The following is a 17,468-nucleotide window of genomic DNA, read 5'->3' on the forward strand; positions in this document are numbered from 1 at the left end:
AGAGTCTTTGGAGAGCAACTCTTTGGGGGAAAACGCTTGATGACATGTCCTGACGAACAGGTGCTGCGGTGGGGAGTGAAGACCGCAAGCGGATTCTCCGTCGATTCACCGAATCCCGTGTCTCGTGGTGATCGGGTGCTGGTTACCGCACATTTCTTCAGTTTCAGGGTGCTGGAACCCGTGGAAGTGGTCGCGGTGGTAAGGAGCCGGACCGGTCCTCGAAGAATCAGCCACCTTCATCACGCAGTCGCGATCGCCAGCACCCTCCGGAGGGCCCAGGCCACCCGCAACAAAGCCAAGGCAGAAGCGAACGCCAGCACGAACACCACACCCTCAGGAATCCACAAGCCAGTGGGCGCGCCTCCTTCCAGCACCATGGTGACCAGCGCAGCGATCAGCAACAGGCCAAGCCCGGGGATGGCGAACAGGAACACCTCACCGATCTGGCGGCGATGGGTTGCCGATAATTTCTCCAGGGGAAGTTCCCGCTGGCCCGGCGCGGCTTTCTTGCCCAGCACGTTGATAAGCATGGAAACACTGGTGAGTGTCAGCCCGGCCGTGGCGCCGGCCAAGGTGGCGAGCGTTTGGAAGAGGGTTCGCCGGGTTCCGGCATCAACCCCTTCCAGCAACAACGGCTGACGCGCCAGCAATGTAATGCCCCACCAGATCAGGACGGCAAGAACCGCCCACAGGTAGTCGGCAGTGGGATGCAGCAGGAACCACCGCCACAGGGTCCGTCGCCTTCCGGAGCGTTCGATATCAACCTCGTACAAGCTCATGGCCGGCACCGCCTGCCGCGGCTTCATCAGCGAGTGCCGCGGCGGCGAGAGCATCGCGCACAGCAGTCATTCCGCCCGCAACGATGTCCGGCACCAGGCTCGAGTCAGCAGGGCCCTTGACGTCCGGCAGGGTCCTGGCAAAGAAGGCCTCGTTGTCCCGGGCTTGTTTGTTGAGGATGGCAATGGCCTCGGCCACTGACTTCTGAGGATCGTTGAACACGTCCGGGTCAACCTCGATGTGTGAAACGAACCGTTCCTTCAGGAGATCCACCACCTCCCGGTCACCTGTCAGCGAGTCCTTGCCCTCCGCCACCACGTAGTCAAAGTGCTCCACGGACCCAGCCCGGCGGAAGAGGTCGATGAGTTGCTGAATACGATCCCGGATCCGCTGCTTATCCTCCGCCCTCCCGGAACGGCCCACGCTCAGGGAAATGCGGAACGTTCCTTCGTTCATGAGGCGCGAGGCGCTCTCCAGGACGTCGGCCCATTCACCTTCCATCAGCTTCCCTGAAAGGCGCTCCGCGGGAAGCGCAAACTCGAAACGGCTTACTTCAAGCCGGGTGAGGATTTCCTCGATGTCCTCCCTCACCACAGGAACCAGGGCGGGTTCCAGTCCCAGCATCCCTCCGAGGTACTCCCCCATCCGGGATGCCCGGGGCCCGTTACCGCTGGTGAGCACGGCGATGACGTTCCTTTTTAGGAAAGCGAAATAGGTGGTCTCCAGGAGGTGGTCGCCGGGAGCCAGCGGGAGTGGTTTACGCCGGCCAAGGGCGTCGCCGACACTCGGTAGGTTGGTATCCCGGACACGGTCCAGCAACAGCACAGGATGAGGCGAGGATGCCACCGCCTGCGCGAGCAACACAGTCCCGTCCACACTGGTGAAATGCCGGTCCGTCGCGGAATCCTGGGCTTTCTTTAGGACCTCCACTACCCGGCGCGCCGGAAAGGGACGGCTGAGCTCATCACCGTTCAGCTGTTCGATCCGCCAAAACTGCACACTGCGTCGTGCCATCCGTACTCCCCTGCCGTGGTGGCCTTTGCTACAGATCCCAAGCTATCGGTGAGGTCCGACATTAAAGGCGGGCTCCGCCGTCGTGCGTTGCATCAGTTCACAAGCTGTACTTGGGCCCCTCCGCAAAGAGTGCATCCATCTCGTCGTGGCTGCGCGTGCCGGCGAGGCCGGCCCAGTTGCCGTCGCCCAGGATCTCCTTCGCAACCCGGGCCACCTTGGCGTAGGCAGCCTTCGCGGTGTTGCCGCCGATACTGACGCGACGGACGCCGGCGTCGTGCAGTTCCAGCGGCGACGGCGCCCCTACGCCCGCCAGCGCGTTCAGCGGCGCCGGTATGCGGCTGGATAGTTCATGGAGGACATGCAGATCCAGGACGCCGGGCACGAAGACGCCATCGGCACCGGCAGTGAGGTAGGCCTCGGCACGCCGCAGCGTCTCGTCGAAAGCCTCCTCCGGAAACCGTCCGGACAGATAAGTGTCCGTGCGGGCATTGATGAACAGTGGGATCCTGCGGTCATCGGCCACGGCGCGGATGAGGGCTATGCGACGCGATTGCTCGGCGATGTCGGTGAGCGGTTCGGCCGCGGAGTCCTCGATGTTGATGCCCACAGCACCCTCGTCCAGGACGGCGTGGACGGTTGCCCGCAGTTCATCATCGGTGCGTCCGTAGCCCGTCTCGATGTCCGCGGTCACCGGCAGGGTGGTGGCGCCAACAACGCGACCCAACGCGGCCATGGCCAGCCCCCACGGCACATGGTCCCCGTCCCGGAAGCCCAGGCTCCAGGAGACGGCCGAGCTTGAAGTGGCAATCGCCGTCGCCCCTGCTTCCTGGACAACGCGGGCGGAAGCGGCGTCCCACACGTTCACCAGCACCAGCGGCACAGGCCCTGCATCATGGAGTTTGTGGAACTGTTCGGCCTTGGTCACGGATCCCCGGTGCGCTGTCATAGCTACATTCCAGCCCTTCCCGATCGCGACGTAAAGCGGGGAGTGCCAAACTGGGAGAGATCTGAAAACAACTGTTGCCTCATTAGCAACATCGAGGAGTATCCTGTCACTGTGACCCACGAAACATTGGATGCCGGCGCAACGCTGCCCGCTGAAGCCATCGACGCCATTGAGCGGGCCGCCACGGCCGCCCACCCGCACGAGGAACTGTTCTCCGCGCGGGCCGCCAACATCAAGCAATCCGCCGTTCGCGATGTCTTCGACATCTCGATGCGGCCCGGCCTTGTCTCACTCGCCGGGGGCAACCCCTACCTGCAGTCGCTGCCGTTGGATAAGCTCGGCCAGACCGCAGCCCGCATCATCGCCGAGGAAGGCATGACGGCCCTGCAGTACGGCGGCGGCCAGGGCACCGAAGAGCTCCGTGCCCAGATCTGCGACATCATGGCGGCAGAGGGCATCACCGACGCTGATCCCGGCAATGTGGTCATCACCGCCGGCTCACAGTCGGCGCAGGATGTGGCCACCAAGGTCTTCTGCAACCCCGGCGATGTGGTCCTGGTGGAAAACCCCACCTACGTGGGGGCCTTGAACACGTTCGAGGCATTCCAAGTCGAGGTGACACCGATCGACATGGACGACGACGGCCTGGTACCTGAGCTTCTTGAGGCCAGGATCGCGGCGCTCCAGTCAGAGGGAAAGAACATCAAATTCCTCTACACGATCCCCAACTTCAACAACCCCTCCGGGATCACCCTGGCCGCCGAACGCAGGCAACGGATCGTCGATATTTGCCGGGACGCGAACATCATTGTCCTGGAGGACAACCCCTACGGACTCCTGCGTTTCGATGGCCATCCCATCGCCCCGATGCGCGCGGCCAACCCGGACGATGTCATCTACCTCGGCTCCTTCTCCAAGATCTTCGCTCCCGGCCTCCGGATCGGCTGGGCACTGGTTCCCGCGCACCTGCAGCGCCGCTTCTACCTGGCCTCCGAAGCCGTGACGCTCTGCCCGCCGCCACTGAACCAGATGATCGTCTCGGCATATCTCCGCGACTATGACTGGAAAAGCCAGATCGATACGTACCGCACGCTGTACGCGGAGCGGTGCGAGGCCCTGCTCTCCGCGTTGGATGAGTACATGCCCGCCGGGCTTACATGGACCCGCCCCGACGGCGGCTTCTTCGTCTGGGTCACCCTCCCCCAAGGCGTGGACACGTACCCCTTGCTCGCCAAGGCCATCGACGCCGGCGTCGTCTTCATCCCCGGCGCAGCCTTCTCCCCCGCCGACGGCCCCTCCAACAAGCTCCGCCTGGCCTTCAGCGCAGTGCCGCCCGATACGATTGCCGAAGGCGTCCGCCGCCTGGCCCCAGTTTTGGCAGAAGCCATCACAGCCACCAATGAAGGAGCAGCACAATGACCGGAGTTGTGATTGTCGGAGTAGACGGCAGCGAGACGGCGATGAGGGCAGCACAGGCCGCCCAGCAGCTGGCCATCGGACTCGGAGCCAGCCTGCGCGTTGTCAGCGCTTTCGACAGCAACCGTACTGAGGTGGTTGAGATCGGCACCGACAAGTGGATCGTGTCAGACGCCGCCGAAGCGGAGACCGTAGCCCGTACCGTGGCGGAGCGACTGACCCATGAGGGCCTGGACATCACCTACTCCGCGGCGCGTGGCAAGCCCGGCGAAGCCTTGGTGAAGGAAGCCGAAATGCAGGATGCCCGGCTGATCGTGGTGGGCAACCGGCGCATGCAGGGCCTGGGCAGGGTTCTGGGCAGTGTGGCAAACACCGTGGCCCACACGGCACCCTGCGATGTCTACATCGCCAAGACCGACCAGCCGTAAAGCGAGCTGAATCACGCCGCCGGGTGGGGAGCCTCACCCGGCGTTTGGCGTCTTTCGAGCCATTCCCCTGAAGTCATCGTTATAAAATCGAGATGCCCCCAATGGCGCGTGCCGCCTCCACCATCCGACTTCAGGGGATCATTTTCTTGCTTACTTTGCAGCCGCGCCAGCGCGTGGGACACGACATTCTGCTTGCCCGCCACGGCAACAACATCAGCACCATGCGCTACGACCGCAGTAACGATCGCATCATCGCGATGCTCGACGACGGCTCCTGGGACAGCGCCCCCAACATGATCACTCCGGGACTTGATATGCCGGAGACTTTCGGCAGCGTGTTCCGTAAGGACTGGCGCTTCCTGTCCGTGGCATGCGTTGCCATGCTCACCGTCGCCGCTGTTGCCATGGGCATCAGCGTCGAGATGGCCAACCACATGTCCACCACCGAACTCCAGGCGCTGCTGGTCAGCTACCCGGCGTTTTAGCTGAGACGGGATGCGGCTCCTCAAGAGGGGTCGCGTCGTCGAAATCCAGGGCGATATTGCCTCCGGCCCTCCTGCGGCTCACCACGTAGATGGTTGCACCCACCGCAAGCCACGCTGCTCCCAGCAGATACGTGAACCAGGCGAGTGACGTCCACAGCCACGCGATGAAGGCGAATCCCAGCAGCGGCATGATCAGGTTCCGCAGCGCGTTTTGGGGACCGCGCTTACGCAAGTCAAAGAACAGCACCTTGATGGTGGCCAGGTTGACCGCGGCGAAGGCAATCAAAGCCCCGAAGTTGATCATGTAGACCGCCTGTTCCAAGGTGATGAACAAAGCAACCAGTGAGACTGCGGATACCAGCAGCGCCGCCACATGCGGCGTGCGAAAGCGCAGGTTCAGCGTGGAGAAGGCCCCGGGCAGGATGTTGTCCCGCCCCATGGCATAGATGACCCGGCTGACACTCATCTGGGCCGCCGTGCCGCAGAGAACAAGTCCGCCGAGGTTAACCACCACGAAGACCACCATCAGGACATCGCCGCCGGCACGTTGCATGAGCTCCGTTCCTGCTGCATCAAGGTTCTCAATGGCCCTCCACTCGGGAGCGATGAGGCTGCCGGCTACGGAAAACAGCGCGTAACCAACACCTGCGAACAGCGTGGACAAGATAATGCCCCGCGGCACGTCCCTCTTCGGGTTGCGCGCTTCCTCGGACAGCGTGGAGACGCCGTCGAACCCCAGGAACGCAAAGGACACCATTGCAGCGGCGGCCATGACCGGCGCCAGCCCACCCTCCCCAAGAGTGAGGGGCCGGATGAGGTTCTCCACAGTCAGGTCCGGAGCGTTGAGGACCGCCAGCACGAGGAAGACAAGAATGACGACGACGGACGCCGCCACCACTACAAAGTTCATCTTCTTGATCCACGCAACACCGATCACACTGAAGAGGCCCACCACCAGCAGACAAGCCAGGACTGCGAGCTGTGATGGTATGGCAGGCAGCAGGCTGTTGAGATAGAGGCCGAAGAGCAGGAAGTTGACCATGGGCAGGAACAGGTAGTCCAGCATCATGGCCCAACCCACCATGAAGCCCACAGGCTTGCCAAAAGCCCTTGACGCGTAGGCGTACGCGCCACCGGTGACAGGAACATTGCGTGCCATTTGTCCGTAGCTATGAGCTGTAAAGAGCATGGCTACCAGGGCAGCTATGTAGGCTGCTGGAAGATGTCCATCACTGATCTCCGTACCGGGTCCGTAGACCGCCACCACGGACAAGATACCCATGGACGTTAACCCGAAGGCGACCAATGACGGCAAGCCAAGGACCCTCTTGAGCGTTGGCCCAGAGGGCGGGATTTGGGTAGCACTTGCTGGGGTAGTGTCCATGGGCTTCTCCTCGATGCGATTCACATCACATAAATGAATGGTGATCATTAGAGTAGGCGCTCGACCGAGTTCTGTATAGATTTGGTATTCCAAAAAGCGCTTCTCGTTCTTTTGTAAGCTGGTTTTCAGGCGTTTTTCCTGCAAAACTCCATCGTGGTGGCGCTTTGGTATACCGTGGAGACATTACTTGGGAGGCCTTATGACAACACATTCACCAACCCGCGAAGTAGGCCAAAGCCGTTGGTCCGGCGGCCCGTCTCTCCTCACGACGCGGGGCTTAGTGGACGCACACATTCACCCGGATAAGACCACAGTGGGTTCTGGATGGTTGCCCCGCCGATCCGCCCCCACGCTGGCCGACCTCATCGAAAACGATCTCCGTGCACAGCTCTCGTTCCAGGACAGCGTGGAGGAACGTTCCTTCGCGTTGATGAGGCAAGCTGTCCTCCAGGGGACCATGGCGATGCGGGCGCACGTTGACGTCGGTACCCAGATCGGGCTCAGGAACATTCACGGCGTCAGGGCGGCCGCGGAACGCCTTGCACCCTTCCTCGACGTCCAAATCGTCGCTTTCCCGCAGTTCGGCCTCCTCAGTAATCCGGGGACGCTCAACCTCATGGAAGCGTCATTGGCTGAGGGGGCAGACCTGGTGGGCGGCCTTGACCCTGCTTCGCTGGACGGCGATCTGGATGGCCATCTGAAGGCGGTCTTCGGACTGGCGAACAAGCATGGCAGGGACGTGGACATCCACCTCCACGACGCCGGACCGGACGGACTGGCACAATTGCGGGACATCGCACAGCGCACGCGGGCTGAAGGCATGCAGGGCCGCGTCACCATCGGACATGCTTTTGCTCTTTGTGACCCTGCGCAACCCGGGCTCGAAGCCACCCTTGATGCCATGGCCGAGGCCGGAATGTGGATGGCGACGTGTGCCCTGGGTGCCGATCCGGTCCCTGTTCTGGACGTCATGGAAAGACACGGGGTCAAAGTTGCGCTCGGCTCCGACGGAGTCCGGGACGCGTGGTCACCCTTTGGTACGGGGAGCATGATGGACCGCGCGCATCTGCTCGGATACCGCACTGGTGCTTCCACCGATGCTGAACTGGAACGTTGCTTCAGGATCGCTACGGTTGCAGGCGCAGAGCTTGTGGGATCGGCGGCTGTTAGCGATTTCTCCGGTGCGGAATCAGGTGACCGTCTCGAATTCGCAGCAAACTCAATCCCCGAATTGGTGGTCGACCGGCCATCACCGCTGAGGGTTATCCGGGATGGGCAACAAGTGGTGATCTAGGCGGCAAGCCAGCAGTGCTAGAGCATCATGTCCTGCAACAACCACCACAGGCCGGCGATCACCACGCCACCAAACAGCGAGCCGACGATGACCTGGCCCAAGGTGTGGGCACGCAGGACCAGTCGTGACCAGCCCACTGCTGGCACCAGGAGAAGTACAGGCAGCCATGCGGGCCCAAACATGGCGACCACAATGACGGCCGCCGCGGCAAGGGCAGACGCATGCCCGCTCATCTTCCAGAAGGCGCTGACCACCGCCAGTATCCCGATACCACCGATGAGCGCGATGATCATTACCAAGACGCTGACCGGACCATTCATCAGGTGCAGCACCACCAGGCCAACCACCACCGACACCAGGGCCATCAGCAGCAGGGCCGGCCGTTGGCGCCGGTCGCTGACATGGTGGTCCGTGATCCTGCCCAATTTGACCATCACCAGCACATAGGCCAGCGGGAGGACACAAACGAACAACGCGGCCAGGAGGCCGAACCACATGGTTCCAGGAAATCCGGGCTCGATCGCGGGGCTGATCAATAACAGCCCAAACACCACAACCGGCGGCTGGAACACCTCCGTCAGGACACGGGCAACCGTGCGCCACGGCCCCGACACCAGTTGAGGGGGCACGTGCCCTGGGACGTTGGCGGCCACCTCAGCAACAGGCGCGGCGTCGGGGTAGGGCGCGGCGTCGGGGTAGGGCGCGGCGTCCGGGTAGGGCGCGGCGTCCGGACGCGGTGAGGCGTGCCTGTCAGTCAAGCAGCAGCGCCGGTTCTTCGAGAATGGCTGCAACATCGGCCATGAAGCGCGCCGACAGGTCGCCGTCCACCACGCGGTGGTCGAACGAACCGCCCAGCGTGGTGATCCAGCGGGGAATGACTTCGCCGTCCAGGACCCAGGGCTTCTGCTTGATGGTTCCGAACGCGATGATGGCAACCTCGCCCGGGTTGATGATTGGCGTTCCGGTATCAATGCCCAGTGCACCGATGTTGGTGATGGTCAGGCTTCCGCCCTGCATCTCCGCCGGCTGGGTCTTGCCTGCACGCGCCTTGGTGGCCAGCTCGTTGAGCGCCAAGGCCAATTCCTTGAGCGAGAGGTCCTGGGCGTCCTTGATGTTGGGGACCATGAGGCCGCGCGGGGTGGCGGCTGCAATGCCCAGGTTCATGTAGTGCTTCACCTGGATCTCGGCGTTTCCGTTCCCGTCAGCATTGTCCACCCAAGTGGCGTTGACGCTGGGGTTGCGGGCAGCGGCCCAGATAACCGCTTTGGCCAGGATGAGCAGCGGCGAAACTTTGATGCCTTCGAAGTCGCGCGAGACCTTGAGCCGCTTGACGAACTCCATGGTGCGGCTGGCATCCACGTCCACAAAAATGCTGACGTGGGGAGCTGAGAACGCTGACTCCACCATGGCCTTGGCGGTCGCCTTGCGCACACCCTTGACGGGTAGACGCTCAACGCGCTGGTCCTGCGGCTTCTTGGACGCGCCCCAGAACGAGTCAGCCTGATCGTGTTCGGCATCGCGTTGCGCCTGGTAGCTGACCAGGTCCTCACGGGTCACCTCGCCGCGCTGGCCCGTGGCCACGACGTCGGCGAGATCGATGCCCAAATCCCGGGCGAACTTGCGAACAGGAGGCTTGGCAAGGACCTTGTTCACCAGGCCACTGATGGTGCCGCTGATGGCTGCGCCCCGGGAAGCGGCCGTCGGCGTGCCCGCGGGCTGGGTTGCTGGTGCGGACGGCGCCTGGATAACCGGCGCCTGGGCGACAGGCGCTTCGGCGACAGGCGCTTCGGAGACAGGCGCGACGACGGTGCGTGCCGGCGTCGTGCGGTGGGAAGCCGGCGCTTCGGCCGCCTTGGCTTCAAGAACTGCCTGGTGGTCCTGAACGGTACCTTCGGCATTCTCGGCGACCGTGGCTGCCTCTACCGAACCTGCCGGCCGCTTACGCACGCGGCGCTTGACGGCGTCGGCCTTCGGTCCCGAACCGACCAGCGGTCCACCGGCCGGACGGTTGTCATCGTGGTCGTCATCGGCGGGCAGTTTGCCGTACAGCGGCATCTCGATAGCGGGAGCTGCCGGCGCGACATCGCCTGTACCCTCTGTGCCTTCCACGCCTTCGGCAACAGCGATGATTGCCGTGCCGACCTCCACTGTGATGCCCTCTTCCACCAGCAACTCGGTAACTGTGCCCGCGAAGGGCGACGGCAGCTCGACGAGGGACTTGGCGGTCTCGATCTCGCACAGGACATCGTTGATCGCCACAACGTCGCCGGGCTTGACCTTCCAAGCCACTACCTCGGCCTCGGTCAGGCCCTCGCCTACGTCCGGCAGGTTGAATTTCTTTACAGTCACAGTGGTCCTCGGTTTCCGGTTACCTGGCAGCGAAGCCGGGCAGGATCAGGGCGGTTTGGTAGGCCAGTGGGCGCTGGTAGGCCTCTGGGCTTTAGTAGGCCAGGGAGCGGTCGAGCGCTTCGAGGATCTTGTCGATGTCCGGCAAGTAGTCCTCTTCCACCTTGGCAACGGGATAGGGCATGTGGAATCCGCCCACACGGATCACAGGAGCTTCAAGGTGCAGGAACGCCCGCTCGCTGATACGTGCCGCGATCTCACCTCCGATGCCGCCGAAGGTGGGGGCCTCATGGGCGACGATCAGCCGGCCGGTTTTCTTGACCGAGGCTTCCACGGTGTCGAAGTCCAGGGGCGAGATGGAACGGAGGTCGATCACCTCGATGCTCCGTCCGTCCTCGGTGGCAGCGTTGGCGGCTGCCAAGGCCACAGGCACCAGCGGTCCGTAAGCCACGATGGTGGCATCGGTCCCCTCGCGCACAACGTGCGCCTTGAAGGGATTCTCCGAGAGGCCGGCATTCTCGACGTCCACTTCACCCTTGAGCCAATACCGGCGCTTGGGTTCGAAGAAGATGACAGGGTCCTGGCACTCAATGGCTTTCTGGATCATCCAGTAAGCATCGTGGGCGTTGGACGGCGAGATGATGCGCAGGCCGGCAGTGTGTGCGAACAGCGCTTCCGGAGACTCGGAGTGGTGCTCGATCGAGCCGATGCCGCCGCCGTACGGAATGCGGATGACAACAGGCACGGTGAGTTTGCCGAGGCTGCGGGCATGGATCTTGGCAAGCTGCGTGGTGATCTGGTTGAAGGCCGGGTAGACAAAGCCATCAAACTGGATCTCGCACACCGGTGAATACCCACGCAGGGCCAAGCCGATTGCCGTACCTACAATGCCCGATTCGGCCAACGGCGTGTCCAGGACGCGTTCGTCGCCGAATTCCTTGATGAGGCCATCGGTGACGCGGTAGACGCCGCCAAGGTGGCCGATGTCCTCACCCATGAGCAGGGACTTGGGATTATCCGTCAGCGATGCGCGCAGACCCTCGTTGATGGCCTTCGCAATGGTCATGGTTACCATCAGTTAGCTGTCTCCTCATCGCTTTCGAATCCGGCCGAGTACTCCTCGAACCAGGCCAGTTCCTCCGCAATCAGAGGGTGTTGTTCGGCGTAGACGCTGGCGAACGCATCCCGGATGTCCGGAACTTCAAGGCCATGCGTGGTGCTGCGGACATACTTGGCCAGCTCATCGCCGTCGGCTTTGACCTGGTCAAAGAAAGCTTCGTCCGCAAGCCCTTCGGCGCGCAGGTAGGTCTCCAGGCGGTCCAGGGGATCCTTCTCGCGCCAGGCAGCTTCCTCGGCGGATTCGCGGTATTTGGTGGGGTCATCAGCGGTGGTGTGCGCACCCACCCGGTAGGTGTACGCCTCGATCAGCACCGGGCCGCGGCCCTCACGGGCATGCTCCAAGGCCCACTCGGTGACGGCGTGAACTGCGATGACGTCATTGCCGTCCACACGGATTCCCGGGAAGCCGTAGCCCTTGGCTCGATTGGCCAGCGGCACTTTGGTCTGGACTTCGGTGGGCACGGAAATGGCCCAGTGATTGTTCTGGCAGAAGAACACGACCGGCGCGTCGTAGGACGCTGCAAAGACCATGGACTCGTGGACGTCGCCTTCTGAGCTGGCTCCGTCACCGAAGTAAGCGATGACTGCGGCTTTGGGGTCTGTGGAGTCAGTTGCTGCGGCGAGCTTCTGGTCCCTCTGGATACCCATCGCATAGCCAACTGCGTGCAGCGTCTGGGCTGCAAGAACCAGCGTGTACAGGTGGAAGTTGTTCTCACGGGGATCCCAGCCGCCGTTGGACACGCCGCGGAACTGCTTGAGCAGTTCGGCAAGGTCCACGTTGCGGACGAGCGCGACACCGTGTTCGCGGTAGGTGGGGAAGATGTAGTCCTGGGGCTGGCTTGCATGGCCGGAACCGATCTGCGCAGCTTCCTGGCCTGTCAGCGGCACCCACAGCGCCAACTCACCTTGGCGCTGCAAGGCGGTGGCTTCCTGGTCAAAACGACGGATCCTCGCCATATCTGTGTAGAAAACACGCAACTTCTCCGGATCGATGCGCTTGGCGTAATCCGAGAACACTGGATCTGAACCCAGTTTTCCGTCAGGGCCTAGCAACTGAACCATTTCCACCGGTTCGCCTGGCGCGGCTGCTGCCGCGGAGGTTGCCGCGAGAGTGTCTTCCGTCCCGGGGGGCAGTTGTGTCGAGCCCATTCCGTCTCCTTGCTTGCCATGGCGGGTGCCGGGCAATGTCTGTCGCTGGGATATATGCCCGTTCCGGAATGTATTCCGGAACGGGCATATTATTGGCTTTCGTCCCTTACTTTATCGGCAGTAAGTTGGGTTGGCGCATTTGTTAACCGCTAGGAACCCAGCGGCGCCTTTGTATAACCTGCACAGAGTTCCAGGAATCGGGTGTTGGCCTCGACCTCACCGATGCTCACCCGAACACCCTCATTGGCGAAGGCCCGCACGGACAATGCTTGCTCTGCCGCCAAGGCCGCAAACTCGCCACTGTGCTCACCAAGATTCAGCCAAATGAAGTTGCCCTGGGCTTCAGGAACAAACCACCCAAGGTCCCGCAGACCGGCTGTGACACGGTCCCGCTCGTCCACCAGGCTTTGTACCCTTTCCACAACCTGATCGAAATTCTCGAGGGAGGTAACGGCGGCGCGTTCTGCGATTTGGGAAACTGCAAAAGGAGTGGCGGTGACGCGGAGGTGCTGCGTGAGCGCGGGGCCCGAGACACTGTATCCAACCCTCAATCCGGCCAGTCCGTGTGCCTTGGAGAAGGTCCTCAGTACCACCACATTGGGATAATCGCGGTACAACTTGATGCCGTCCACCGCGTCTGCATCCCGAACGAACTCCTGATACGCCTCATCGATGACCACCACCACGTGTGGGGGTACAGACTGGATGAAGCGCTCAGTTTCTTCTGCCGTGAGGATGGGCCCTGTGGGGTTGTTCGGGGTGCACAGGAGGATCACCTTGGTGCGGACAGTGACGGCCGAGGCCATGGTCTCGAGGTCGTGCCGTCCGTCGGCCAGCAATGGGATCTGGACACTGGCGGCACCTGCAAGGCCGACACAGATGGGGTATGCCTCGAAAGAACGCCAGGCGTAGATGACCTCGTCCTGCTTGCCGTCGTCGTTCTGCCCGGCAAACGTTGCGAGAATCTGGTTCAGCGCCCCAAGGCTGCCCGCACCAGTGACGACATCGTCGGCGGGGACATCAAGGAAGCCGGCAAGCGCGGTTCGCAACTTGGTAGCGAGTGGATCCGGGTAACGGTTGATATCGGACTGGTCAGCAATTGCCTGCAACACTGCAGGAATCGGAGGCAGCGGGTTTTCGTTGGACGACAATTTGTAGCTGGTGAGGCCCTCAATCGCAGCGGGGGGTTTACCTGCCGCGTACTTCGGTAGCCTGTCCACGACCGGTCGAGGGAGTACGCCCTCCGGTGCGTTGTCAGTAGTAGTCATGGCTTCAAGCCTACTTGGCTGCTTATGGCTAATGCTGAGCTGATTAACAGCTCCGTGTGAAAGCATGGGCCCATGGGTTCATTCATCATTCGCGTCCTCATTAATGGGCTTGCCCTGTGGGTGGCCACCTGGCTCCTGCAAGGCATGGATATCACCACAAGTGCCACCGAGACAGCCGCCACCAATGCAGGACTCACCCAGGGCGCAGACACCGCCGGCATCATCCTGGCGTACTTGTTCATAGGACTGATTTTTGGTGTAGTGAACGCAGTCGTCCGCCCTCTGGTCAGGCTGCTGTCCCTTCCGGTAACTATCCTCACGCTTGGTCTGTTCACCATCGTGATCAACGCGGCGATGCTGTACCTCACTGCCTGGCTGAGCTCTTTCACGCCGGTGCACCTCACCCTCGACTCGTTCTTCTGGACAGCCATTCTGGCCTCGCTCATCATCAGCATCATTTCGATGGTGGCGGGCCTGATACCTGGAGCCCGCAAGCGGTAGGAGCAGCGCACCTACCGCGTTCCGGCCCCCTTCCTCGTGTCCTGGACTGTCGGCGGCGAATCCGGCTTCACCGCCAACGGCAAAACTGCCAACCGCGAGACCGGCATCGGCGCCCTTTCCATCTTGAACCGCGTCACTCTTGCTACCCCACCGGCCCCCACAACCCCCGCGAATACGGCGGTCGAAGCGACCAGTGACTCGTCGTGGCTCGCGGCAACCAACTCTGCACCTGCCGCGTAATTCTCCTGATCGTGTCCCGGGCCAAGGCCAGAGTCCTGGCCTTCGGGCGTCCTGACCTCGTCTGTCAGCGACACCGTCACCCTGTCTTTCGTATCGGCGTTTACTTGGCCGTCTATTCCCGGGACCCAGTCCTGCACATGCTCCAGGTGGAGTGAGGTAATGCCTGGCTCGGGGGTAATGCCGCCGACAGGGGCTCCGGCTGTCAACACGTATTTGAGGTCGAACTCGCTGAGAAAGGCCTGGTTCCGACTGAGGTTCATGGCGTGTATACCGCCTTGGCTGTGCCCCACCGCTACGACGTGGTCTCCGGCTTCTGCTCCGGCTTCGCGGAGGGCCTGGCCAACAGCCGGGATCACTTCCTCCGAATCGTAGGCAACAGCCTCGCCGATTCCTTGAATATCGAGCGGGTTCGTATTGGGAGAGTTGGGTTGGGTTCCAGGTATCAGCACCATCCAGGACGACGTGCCGTCCTGTTCGAACTGGATGACCTCGATCTCGCCGTCATTCCGGGCGTGAAGCCTCTCGAGCCGGCGAAGGCTTTCTGCCATTGAAGGCTCCACATGTTCTACTGCTTGCTCAACTTTTCCGACCCTGACGTCTCTGGGTTGAAGGACTTCCAGGAGCGGCGACTCCAGAATTCCGTGAAGGGTATCCCTCGTGTTCGTCCAAGGTGGAACCACGACACCCCTGAGGACGTTGTGCGTCATGTCGCGGCCAGGGAACCAGCCTGTTCCGGAGACCCTTAGCTCATCGAGACGCAGTTGCTGCCGGAAGCCGTTGCCTGCTTCCATTACCTCGTAATCCCGGTGGCTGGCCCGAACACCCGCGCTGACCTCAATCAACTCCTGACGCACTTGCGCCACGTCCCTCCTGCTCCCGGCAATGGCGTCGGCGGCACTGCGGCCCGAGTCGAGGGACTCGTATAGATACGGTTCCAGATCGTCTTGGACCCGACGTGCCTCGTCTTCGATACCAAGGAGCTGTTGGACCACGTCATCGAGTTGGGTTGCGCCCCGCAGAAGTTCCTCCAACTGGAAAGACATCCCTCCCACCCCGCCCCGTATGGTGAGAATTCCGTCCGGCGCCGGTGGTAAGGGTCGTGGCGCTTCCCCGGCTCCCACTGGAGCTGAATCGGCCATTACCGGCCCCTCTCACCGGAAACTGAAACGTTCCGGGAATGACGCAACACCAAGGCAGCTGCGGCGTCCATGGCCTCACGGGCACGCATCAGCGCTGAAGCATGCAGGGCAACGGTTGTCCGGTAGGCGCGTCCGGCGGGAGACTGCCAGTCATCCATTTGGGTTCTTCGCAAGGACGTCAGAACAGCATCCACTTGGTCCACGCACGTCTTGAGGCGCCAAGCGAGCCGTTGGACTTCGTGGCTTCTGGACGCACACTCCAGGGGGTCAAAAGTGGGCGAGTTGGCTGCAGGCATCAAGCCGACGCTCATGTCCGTATACTCCATTGATTGTTCTGCTGATCGGTAGGTTCGACGCTACGGAGTGCCAGAGCCCGACGAAAGCGCCGACGTTGCGTATGTGGATAACCCGGGGGTCGTCCACATAGCGTCGTCACCGACTCGGGCACCATTGCGGAACATGAAAGAATAGGGACCATGGCTGAATCCCCTCGCGTGTCCCTCGCTTCCGAACCCCTCGCCCTTGGCGCCCTTGACGGCCGCTACCGTGCCGCCGTCGCGCCCCTCGTGGATTATTTGTCCGAGGCTGCACTTAACCGCGATCGCGTTCACGTCGAGGTCGAGTGGCTCATCCACCTGACCAGCCAGTCAGTACTGCCAGGTGCCGGTCCTCTCTCCGACGAGCAGATCGCGCAATTGCGTGCCATCGTTACCGATTTCAATGCCGAATCGGTCAACGAACTCGCCGAGATCGAGGCTGTCACTGTCCACGACGTCAAGGCCGTGGAGTACTACATCGGCCGCCGCCTGCCCGCCATTGGCATCGAGAACCTCACCGCCATGGTGCACTTTGGCTGCACCTCGGAAGACATCAACAACCTCTCCTATGCCGTCGGCATCAAGGGCGCAGTGGAGAACGTGTGGCTCCCGAACGCCGCCGCCCTCGTCCAGCAGATCGAGGCCATGGCGGAAGAGAACCGCGCTGTGCCCATGCTGTCCCGCACTCATGGCCAGCCCGCCACCCCCACCACACTCGGCAAGGAACTGGCGGTCATCGCCCACCGCCTGAACCGCCAGCTTGCACGCATAGCCAAGACCGAGTTCCTGGGCAAGATCAACGGCGCCACCGGCACCTACGCCGCACACGTCGCGTCGGTCCCGAATGCTGACTGGGAAGCCGTCGCCAAGACGTTCGTTGAAGGCCTGGGCCTCACCTGGAACCCACTCACCACCCAGATCGAAAGCCACGACTGGCAGGCCGAGCTCTACGCCGACATCGCCCGCTTCAACCGCATCCTGCACAACGTTTGCACGGACATTTGGAGCTACATCTCAATCGGCTACTTCCGCCAGATCCCGGTTGCCGGCGCCACCGGTTCCTCCACGATGCCGCACAAGGTCAACCCGATCCGTTTCGAGAACGCGGAAGCCAACCTTGAAATCTCCAACGGTCTCCTGGACACCTTGGGTGCCACGCTGGTGACCTCCCGCTGGCAGCGCGACCTGACGGATTCCTCATCGCAGCGCAACATCGGTGTTGCCTTCGGCCACTCGCTGCTGGCCATCTCCAACGTCGCCAAGGGCCTCAAAGCCCTCGACGTCGCCGAGGAAGTCCTCGCAGGCGACCTCGACGCCAACTGGGAAGTCCTGGGTGAAGCCATCCAGATGGTCATGCGCGCAGAGGCCATTGCCGGCGTCGAAGGCATGGAAAACCCGTACGAACGGCTGAAGGACCTCACCCGCGGCCAGCGAGTGGACGGTGCCCGAATGCAGGAATTCGTGCAGGGACTTGGCCTCTCCGCCGACGCCGAGGCCCGCCTGCTCGCCCTGACCCCGGGCAAGTACACGGGCATCGCCGACAAGTTGGTGGACCACCTGCAATAAGAACAGAAGTACGACGACGGCGGGCCGGGGCTTGGTGCCTCGGCCCGCCGTCGGCGTTAATCGTGCTTTCTCCCAGCTT

General features: G+C 62.4%; 17 protein-coding genes. 6 read left to right on the plus strand and 11 right to left on the minus strand.

Annotated elements, in window-relative coordinates:
- Positions 1 to 239: 239 nt before the first annotated feature.
- From ABQM86_RS19965 to ABQM86_RS19975, 3 genes are all read right to left on the minus strand, one after another.
- The gene (locus ABQM86_RS19965) at positions 240 to 779 is read right to left on the minus strand and encodes a hypothetical protein (protein ID WP_280624409.1); all 540 of its coding nucleotides are present in this window, start codon (positions 777 to 779) and stop codon (positions 240 to 242) included.
- Entirely contained in the window at positions 760 to 1,791 is a 1,032-nt protein-coding gene (locus tag ABQM86_RS19970; protein ID WP_337341104.1) for a hypothetical protein, read from the minus strand. The genes ABQM86_RS19965 and ABQM86_RS19970 overlap by 20 nt, the downstream gene beginning before the upstream one ends.
- Positions 1,792 to 1,888: 97 nt before the next feature.
- Positions 1,889 to 2,737 (minus strand): isocitrate lyase/phosphoenolpyruvate mutase family protein, encoded by an 849-nt coding sequence (locus ABQM86_RS19975; protein ID WP_369745388.1) that lies wholly within the window; start codon positions 2,735 to 2,737, stop codon positions 1,889 to 1,891.
- Between the two features lie 111 nt (positions 2,738 to 2,848).
- On the opposite strand from ABQM86_RS19975, the gene ABQM86_RS19980 reads away from it, so the two are divergent.
- From ABQM86_RS19980 to ABQM86_RS19990, 3 genes are all read left to right on the plus strand, one after another.
- Positions 2,849 to 4,156, plus strand: coding sequence for a PLP-dependent aminotransferase family protein (locus tag ABQM86_RS19980; protein WP_369745389.1), 1,308 nt, complete (start codon positions 2,849 to 2,851; stop codon positions 4,154 to 4,156).
- A complete protein-coding gene (locus tag ABQM86_RS19985) occupies positions 4,153 to 4,581 on the plus strand; it encodes a universal stress protein (RefSeq protein ID WP_207595346.1) in 429 nt (142 codons plus the stop codon). The genes ABQM86_RS19980 and ABQM86_RS19985 overlap by 4 nt, the downstream gene beginning before the upstream one ends.
- A 173-nt stretch (positions 4,582 to 4,754) precedes the next feature.
- Positions 4,755 to 5,066 (plus strand): hypothetical protein, encoded by a 312-nt coding sequence (locus ABQM86_RS19990; protein WP_207597674.1) that lies wholly within the window; start codon positions 4,755 to 4,757, stop codon positions 5,064 to 5,066.
- Here the strand turns inward: ABQM86_RS19990 and ABQM86_RS19995 are convergent.
- Positions 5,047 to 6,450 carry an APC family permease gene (locus ABQM86_RS19995; RefSeq protein ID WP_369745390.1) on the minus strand — a complete coding sequence of 468 codons (1,404 nt, stop codon included), beginning with the start codon at positions 6,448 to 6,450 and terminating at the stop codon, positions 5,047 to 5,049. The two genes, ABQM86_RS19990 and ABQM86_RS19995, sit on opposite strands and share 20 nt — an antisense overlap.
- Positions 6,451 to 6,649: 199 nt before the next feature.
- Between ABQM86_RS19995 and ABQM86_RS20000 the strand changes: the two genes are divergently transcribed.
- Positions 6,650 to 7,744: an amidohydrolase family protein gene (locus tag ABQM86_RS20000; protein WP_369745391.1), complete on the plus strand. Its 1,095-nt coding sequence runs from the start codon at positions 6,650 to 6,652 to the stop codon at positions 7,742 to 7,744.
- A 17-nt stretch (positions 7,745 to 7,761) separates the two neighbouring features.
- Here ABQM86_RS20000 and ABQM86_RS20005 read toward each other — a convergent pair whose 3' ends face one another.
- The 5 genes from ABQM86_RS20005 to ABQM86_RS20025 form a co-directional block, all read right to left on the minus strand.
- A complete protein-coding gene (locus ABQM86_RS20005) occupies positions 7,762 to 8,358 on the minus strand; it encodes a phosphatidic acid phosphatase (protein ID WP_337341126.1) in 597 nt (198 codons plus the stop codon).
- 136 nt (positions 8,359 to 8,494) lie between these two features.
- On the minus strand, positions 8,495 to 10,093 hold the full coding sequence (locus ABQM86_RS20010) for a 2-oxo acid dehydrogenase subunit E2 (RefSeq protein WP_369745392.1): 1,599 nt from the start codon (positions 10,091 to 10,093) through the stop codon (positions 8,495 to 8,497).
- A gap of 91 nt (positions 10,094 to 10,184) precedes the next feature.
- Positions 10,185 to 11,165 (minus strand): alpha-ketoacid dehydrogenase subunit beta, encoded by a 981-nt coding sequence (locus ABQM86_RS20015; protein ID WP_369745393.1) that lies wholly within the window; start codon positions 11,163 to 11,165, stop codon positions 10,185 to 10,187.
- Positions 11,165 to 12,358 (minus strand): pyruvate dehydrogenase (acetyl-transferring) E1 component subunit alpha, encoded by a 1,194-nt coding sequence (pdhA, locus tag ABQM86_RS20020; RefSeq protein ID WP_207595351.1) that lies wholly within the window; start codon positions 12,356 to 12,358, stop codon positions 11,165 to 11,167. The genes ABQM86_RS20015 and pdhA overlap by 1 nt, the downstream gene beginning before the upstream one ends.
- 149 nt (positions 12,359 to 12,507) lie before the next feature.
- Entirely contained in the window at positions 12,508 to 13,626 is a 1,119-nt protein-coding gene (locus ABQM86_RS20025) for a histidinol-phosphate transaminase (protein ID WP_207595352.1), read from the minus strand.
- Positions 13,627 to 13,698: 72 nt separating this feature from the next.
- On the opposite strand from ABQM86_RS20025, the gene ABQM86_RS20030 reads away from it, so the two are divergent.
- A complete protein-coding gene (locus ABQM86_RS20030) occupies positions 13,699 to 14,127 on the plus strand; it encodes a phage holin family protein (protein WP_207595353.1) in 429 nt (142 codons plus the stop codon).
- A gap of 11 nt (positions 14,128 to 14,138) precedes the next feature.
- On the opposite strand, the gene ABQM86_RS20035 is transcribed toward ABQM86_RS20030, so the two are convergent.
- A complete protein-coding gene (locus ABQM86_RS20035) occupies positions 14,139 to 15,410 on the minus strand; it encodes a hypothetical protein (RefSeq protein WP_369745394.1) in 1,272 nt (423 codons plus the stop codon).
- Positions 15,411 to 15,505: 95 nt separating this feature from the next.
- Positions 15,506 to 15,817, minus strand: a complete 312-nt coding sequence (locus ABQM86_RS20040) for a hypothetical protein (protein ID WP_369745395.1) — start codon at positions 15,815 to 15,817, stop codon at positions 15,506 to 15,508.
- Positions 15,818 to 15,982: 165 nt separating this feature from the next.
- Between ABQM86_RS20040 and purB the strand changes: the two genes are divergently transcribed.
- Positions 15,983 to 17,389: an adenylosuccinate lyase gene (gene purB, locus ABQM86_RS20045; protein ID WP_207595356.1), complete on the plus strand. Its 1,407-nt coding sequence runs from the start codon at positions 15,983 to 15,985 to the stop codon at positions 17,387 to 17,389.
- The last annotated feature ends 79 nt before the right edge of the window (positions 17,390 to 17,468 follow it).

It is taken from the genome of Paenarthrobacter sp. AMU7, from assembly GCF_041200195.1.
GTDB lineage: Bacteria > Actinomycetota > Actinomycetes > Actinomycetales > Micrococcaceae > Arthrobacter.

Coding starts and splice junctions, on each gene's coding strand:
- ABQM86_RS19965 (WP_280624409.1), bottom strand. CDS start 779: ATGAGCTTGTACGAGGTTGATATCGAACGCTCCGGAAGGCGACGGACC.
- ABQM86_RS19970 (WP_337341104.1), bottom strand. CDS start 1,791: ATGGCACGACGCAGTGTGCAGTTTTGGCGGATCGAACAGCTGAACGGT.
- ABQM86_RS19975 (WP_369745388.1), bottom strand. CDS start 2,737: ATGACAGCGCACCGGGGATCCGTGACCAAGGCCGAACAGTTCCACAAA.
- ABQM86_RS19985 (WP_207595346.1), top strand. CDS start 4,153: ATGACCGGAGTTGTGATTGTCGGAGTAGACGGCAGCGAGACGGCGATG.
- ABQM86_RS19995 (WP_369745390.1), bottom strand. CDS start 6,450: ATGGACACTACCCCAGCAAGTGCTACCCAAATCCCGCCCTCTGGGCCA.
- ABQM86_RS20000 (WP_369745391.1), top strand. CDS start 6,650: ATGACAACACATTCACCAACCCGCGAAGTAGGCCAAAGCCGTTGGTCC.
- ABQM86_RS20015 (WP_369745393.1), bottom strand. CDS start 11,165: ATGGTAACCATGACCATTGCGAAGGCCATCAACGAGGGTCTGCGCGCA.
- pdhA (WP_207595351.1), bottom strand. CDS start 12,358: ATGGGCTCGACACAACTGCCCCCCGGGACGGAAGACACTCTCGCGGCA.
- ABQM86_RS20025 (WP_207595352.1), bottom strand. CDS start 13,626: ATGACTACTACTGACAACGCACCGGAGGGCGTACTCCCTCGACCGGTC.
- ABQM86_RS20030 (WP_207595353.1), top strand. CDS start 13,699: ATGGGTTCATTCATCATTCGCGTCCTCATTAATGGGCTTGCCCTGTGG.
- ABQM86_RS20035 (WP_369745394.1), bottom strand. CDS start 15,410: ATGTCTTTCCAGTTGGAGGAACTTCTGCGGGGCGCAACCCAACTCGAT.
- ABQM86_RS20040 (WP_369745395.1), bottom strand. CDS start 15,817: ATGAGCGTCGGCTTGATGCCTGCAGCCAACTCGCCCACTTTTGACCCC.
- purB (WP_207595356.1), top strand. CDS start 15,983: ATGGCTGAATCCCCTCGCGTGTCCCTCGCTTCCGAACCCCTCGCCCTT.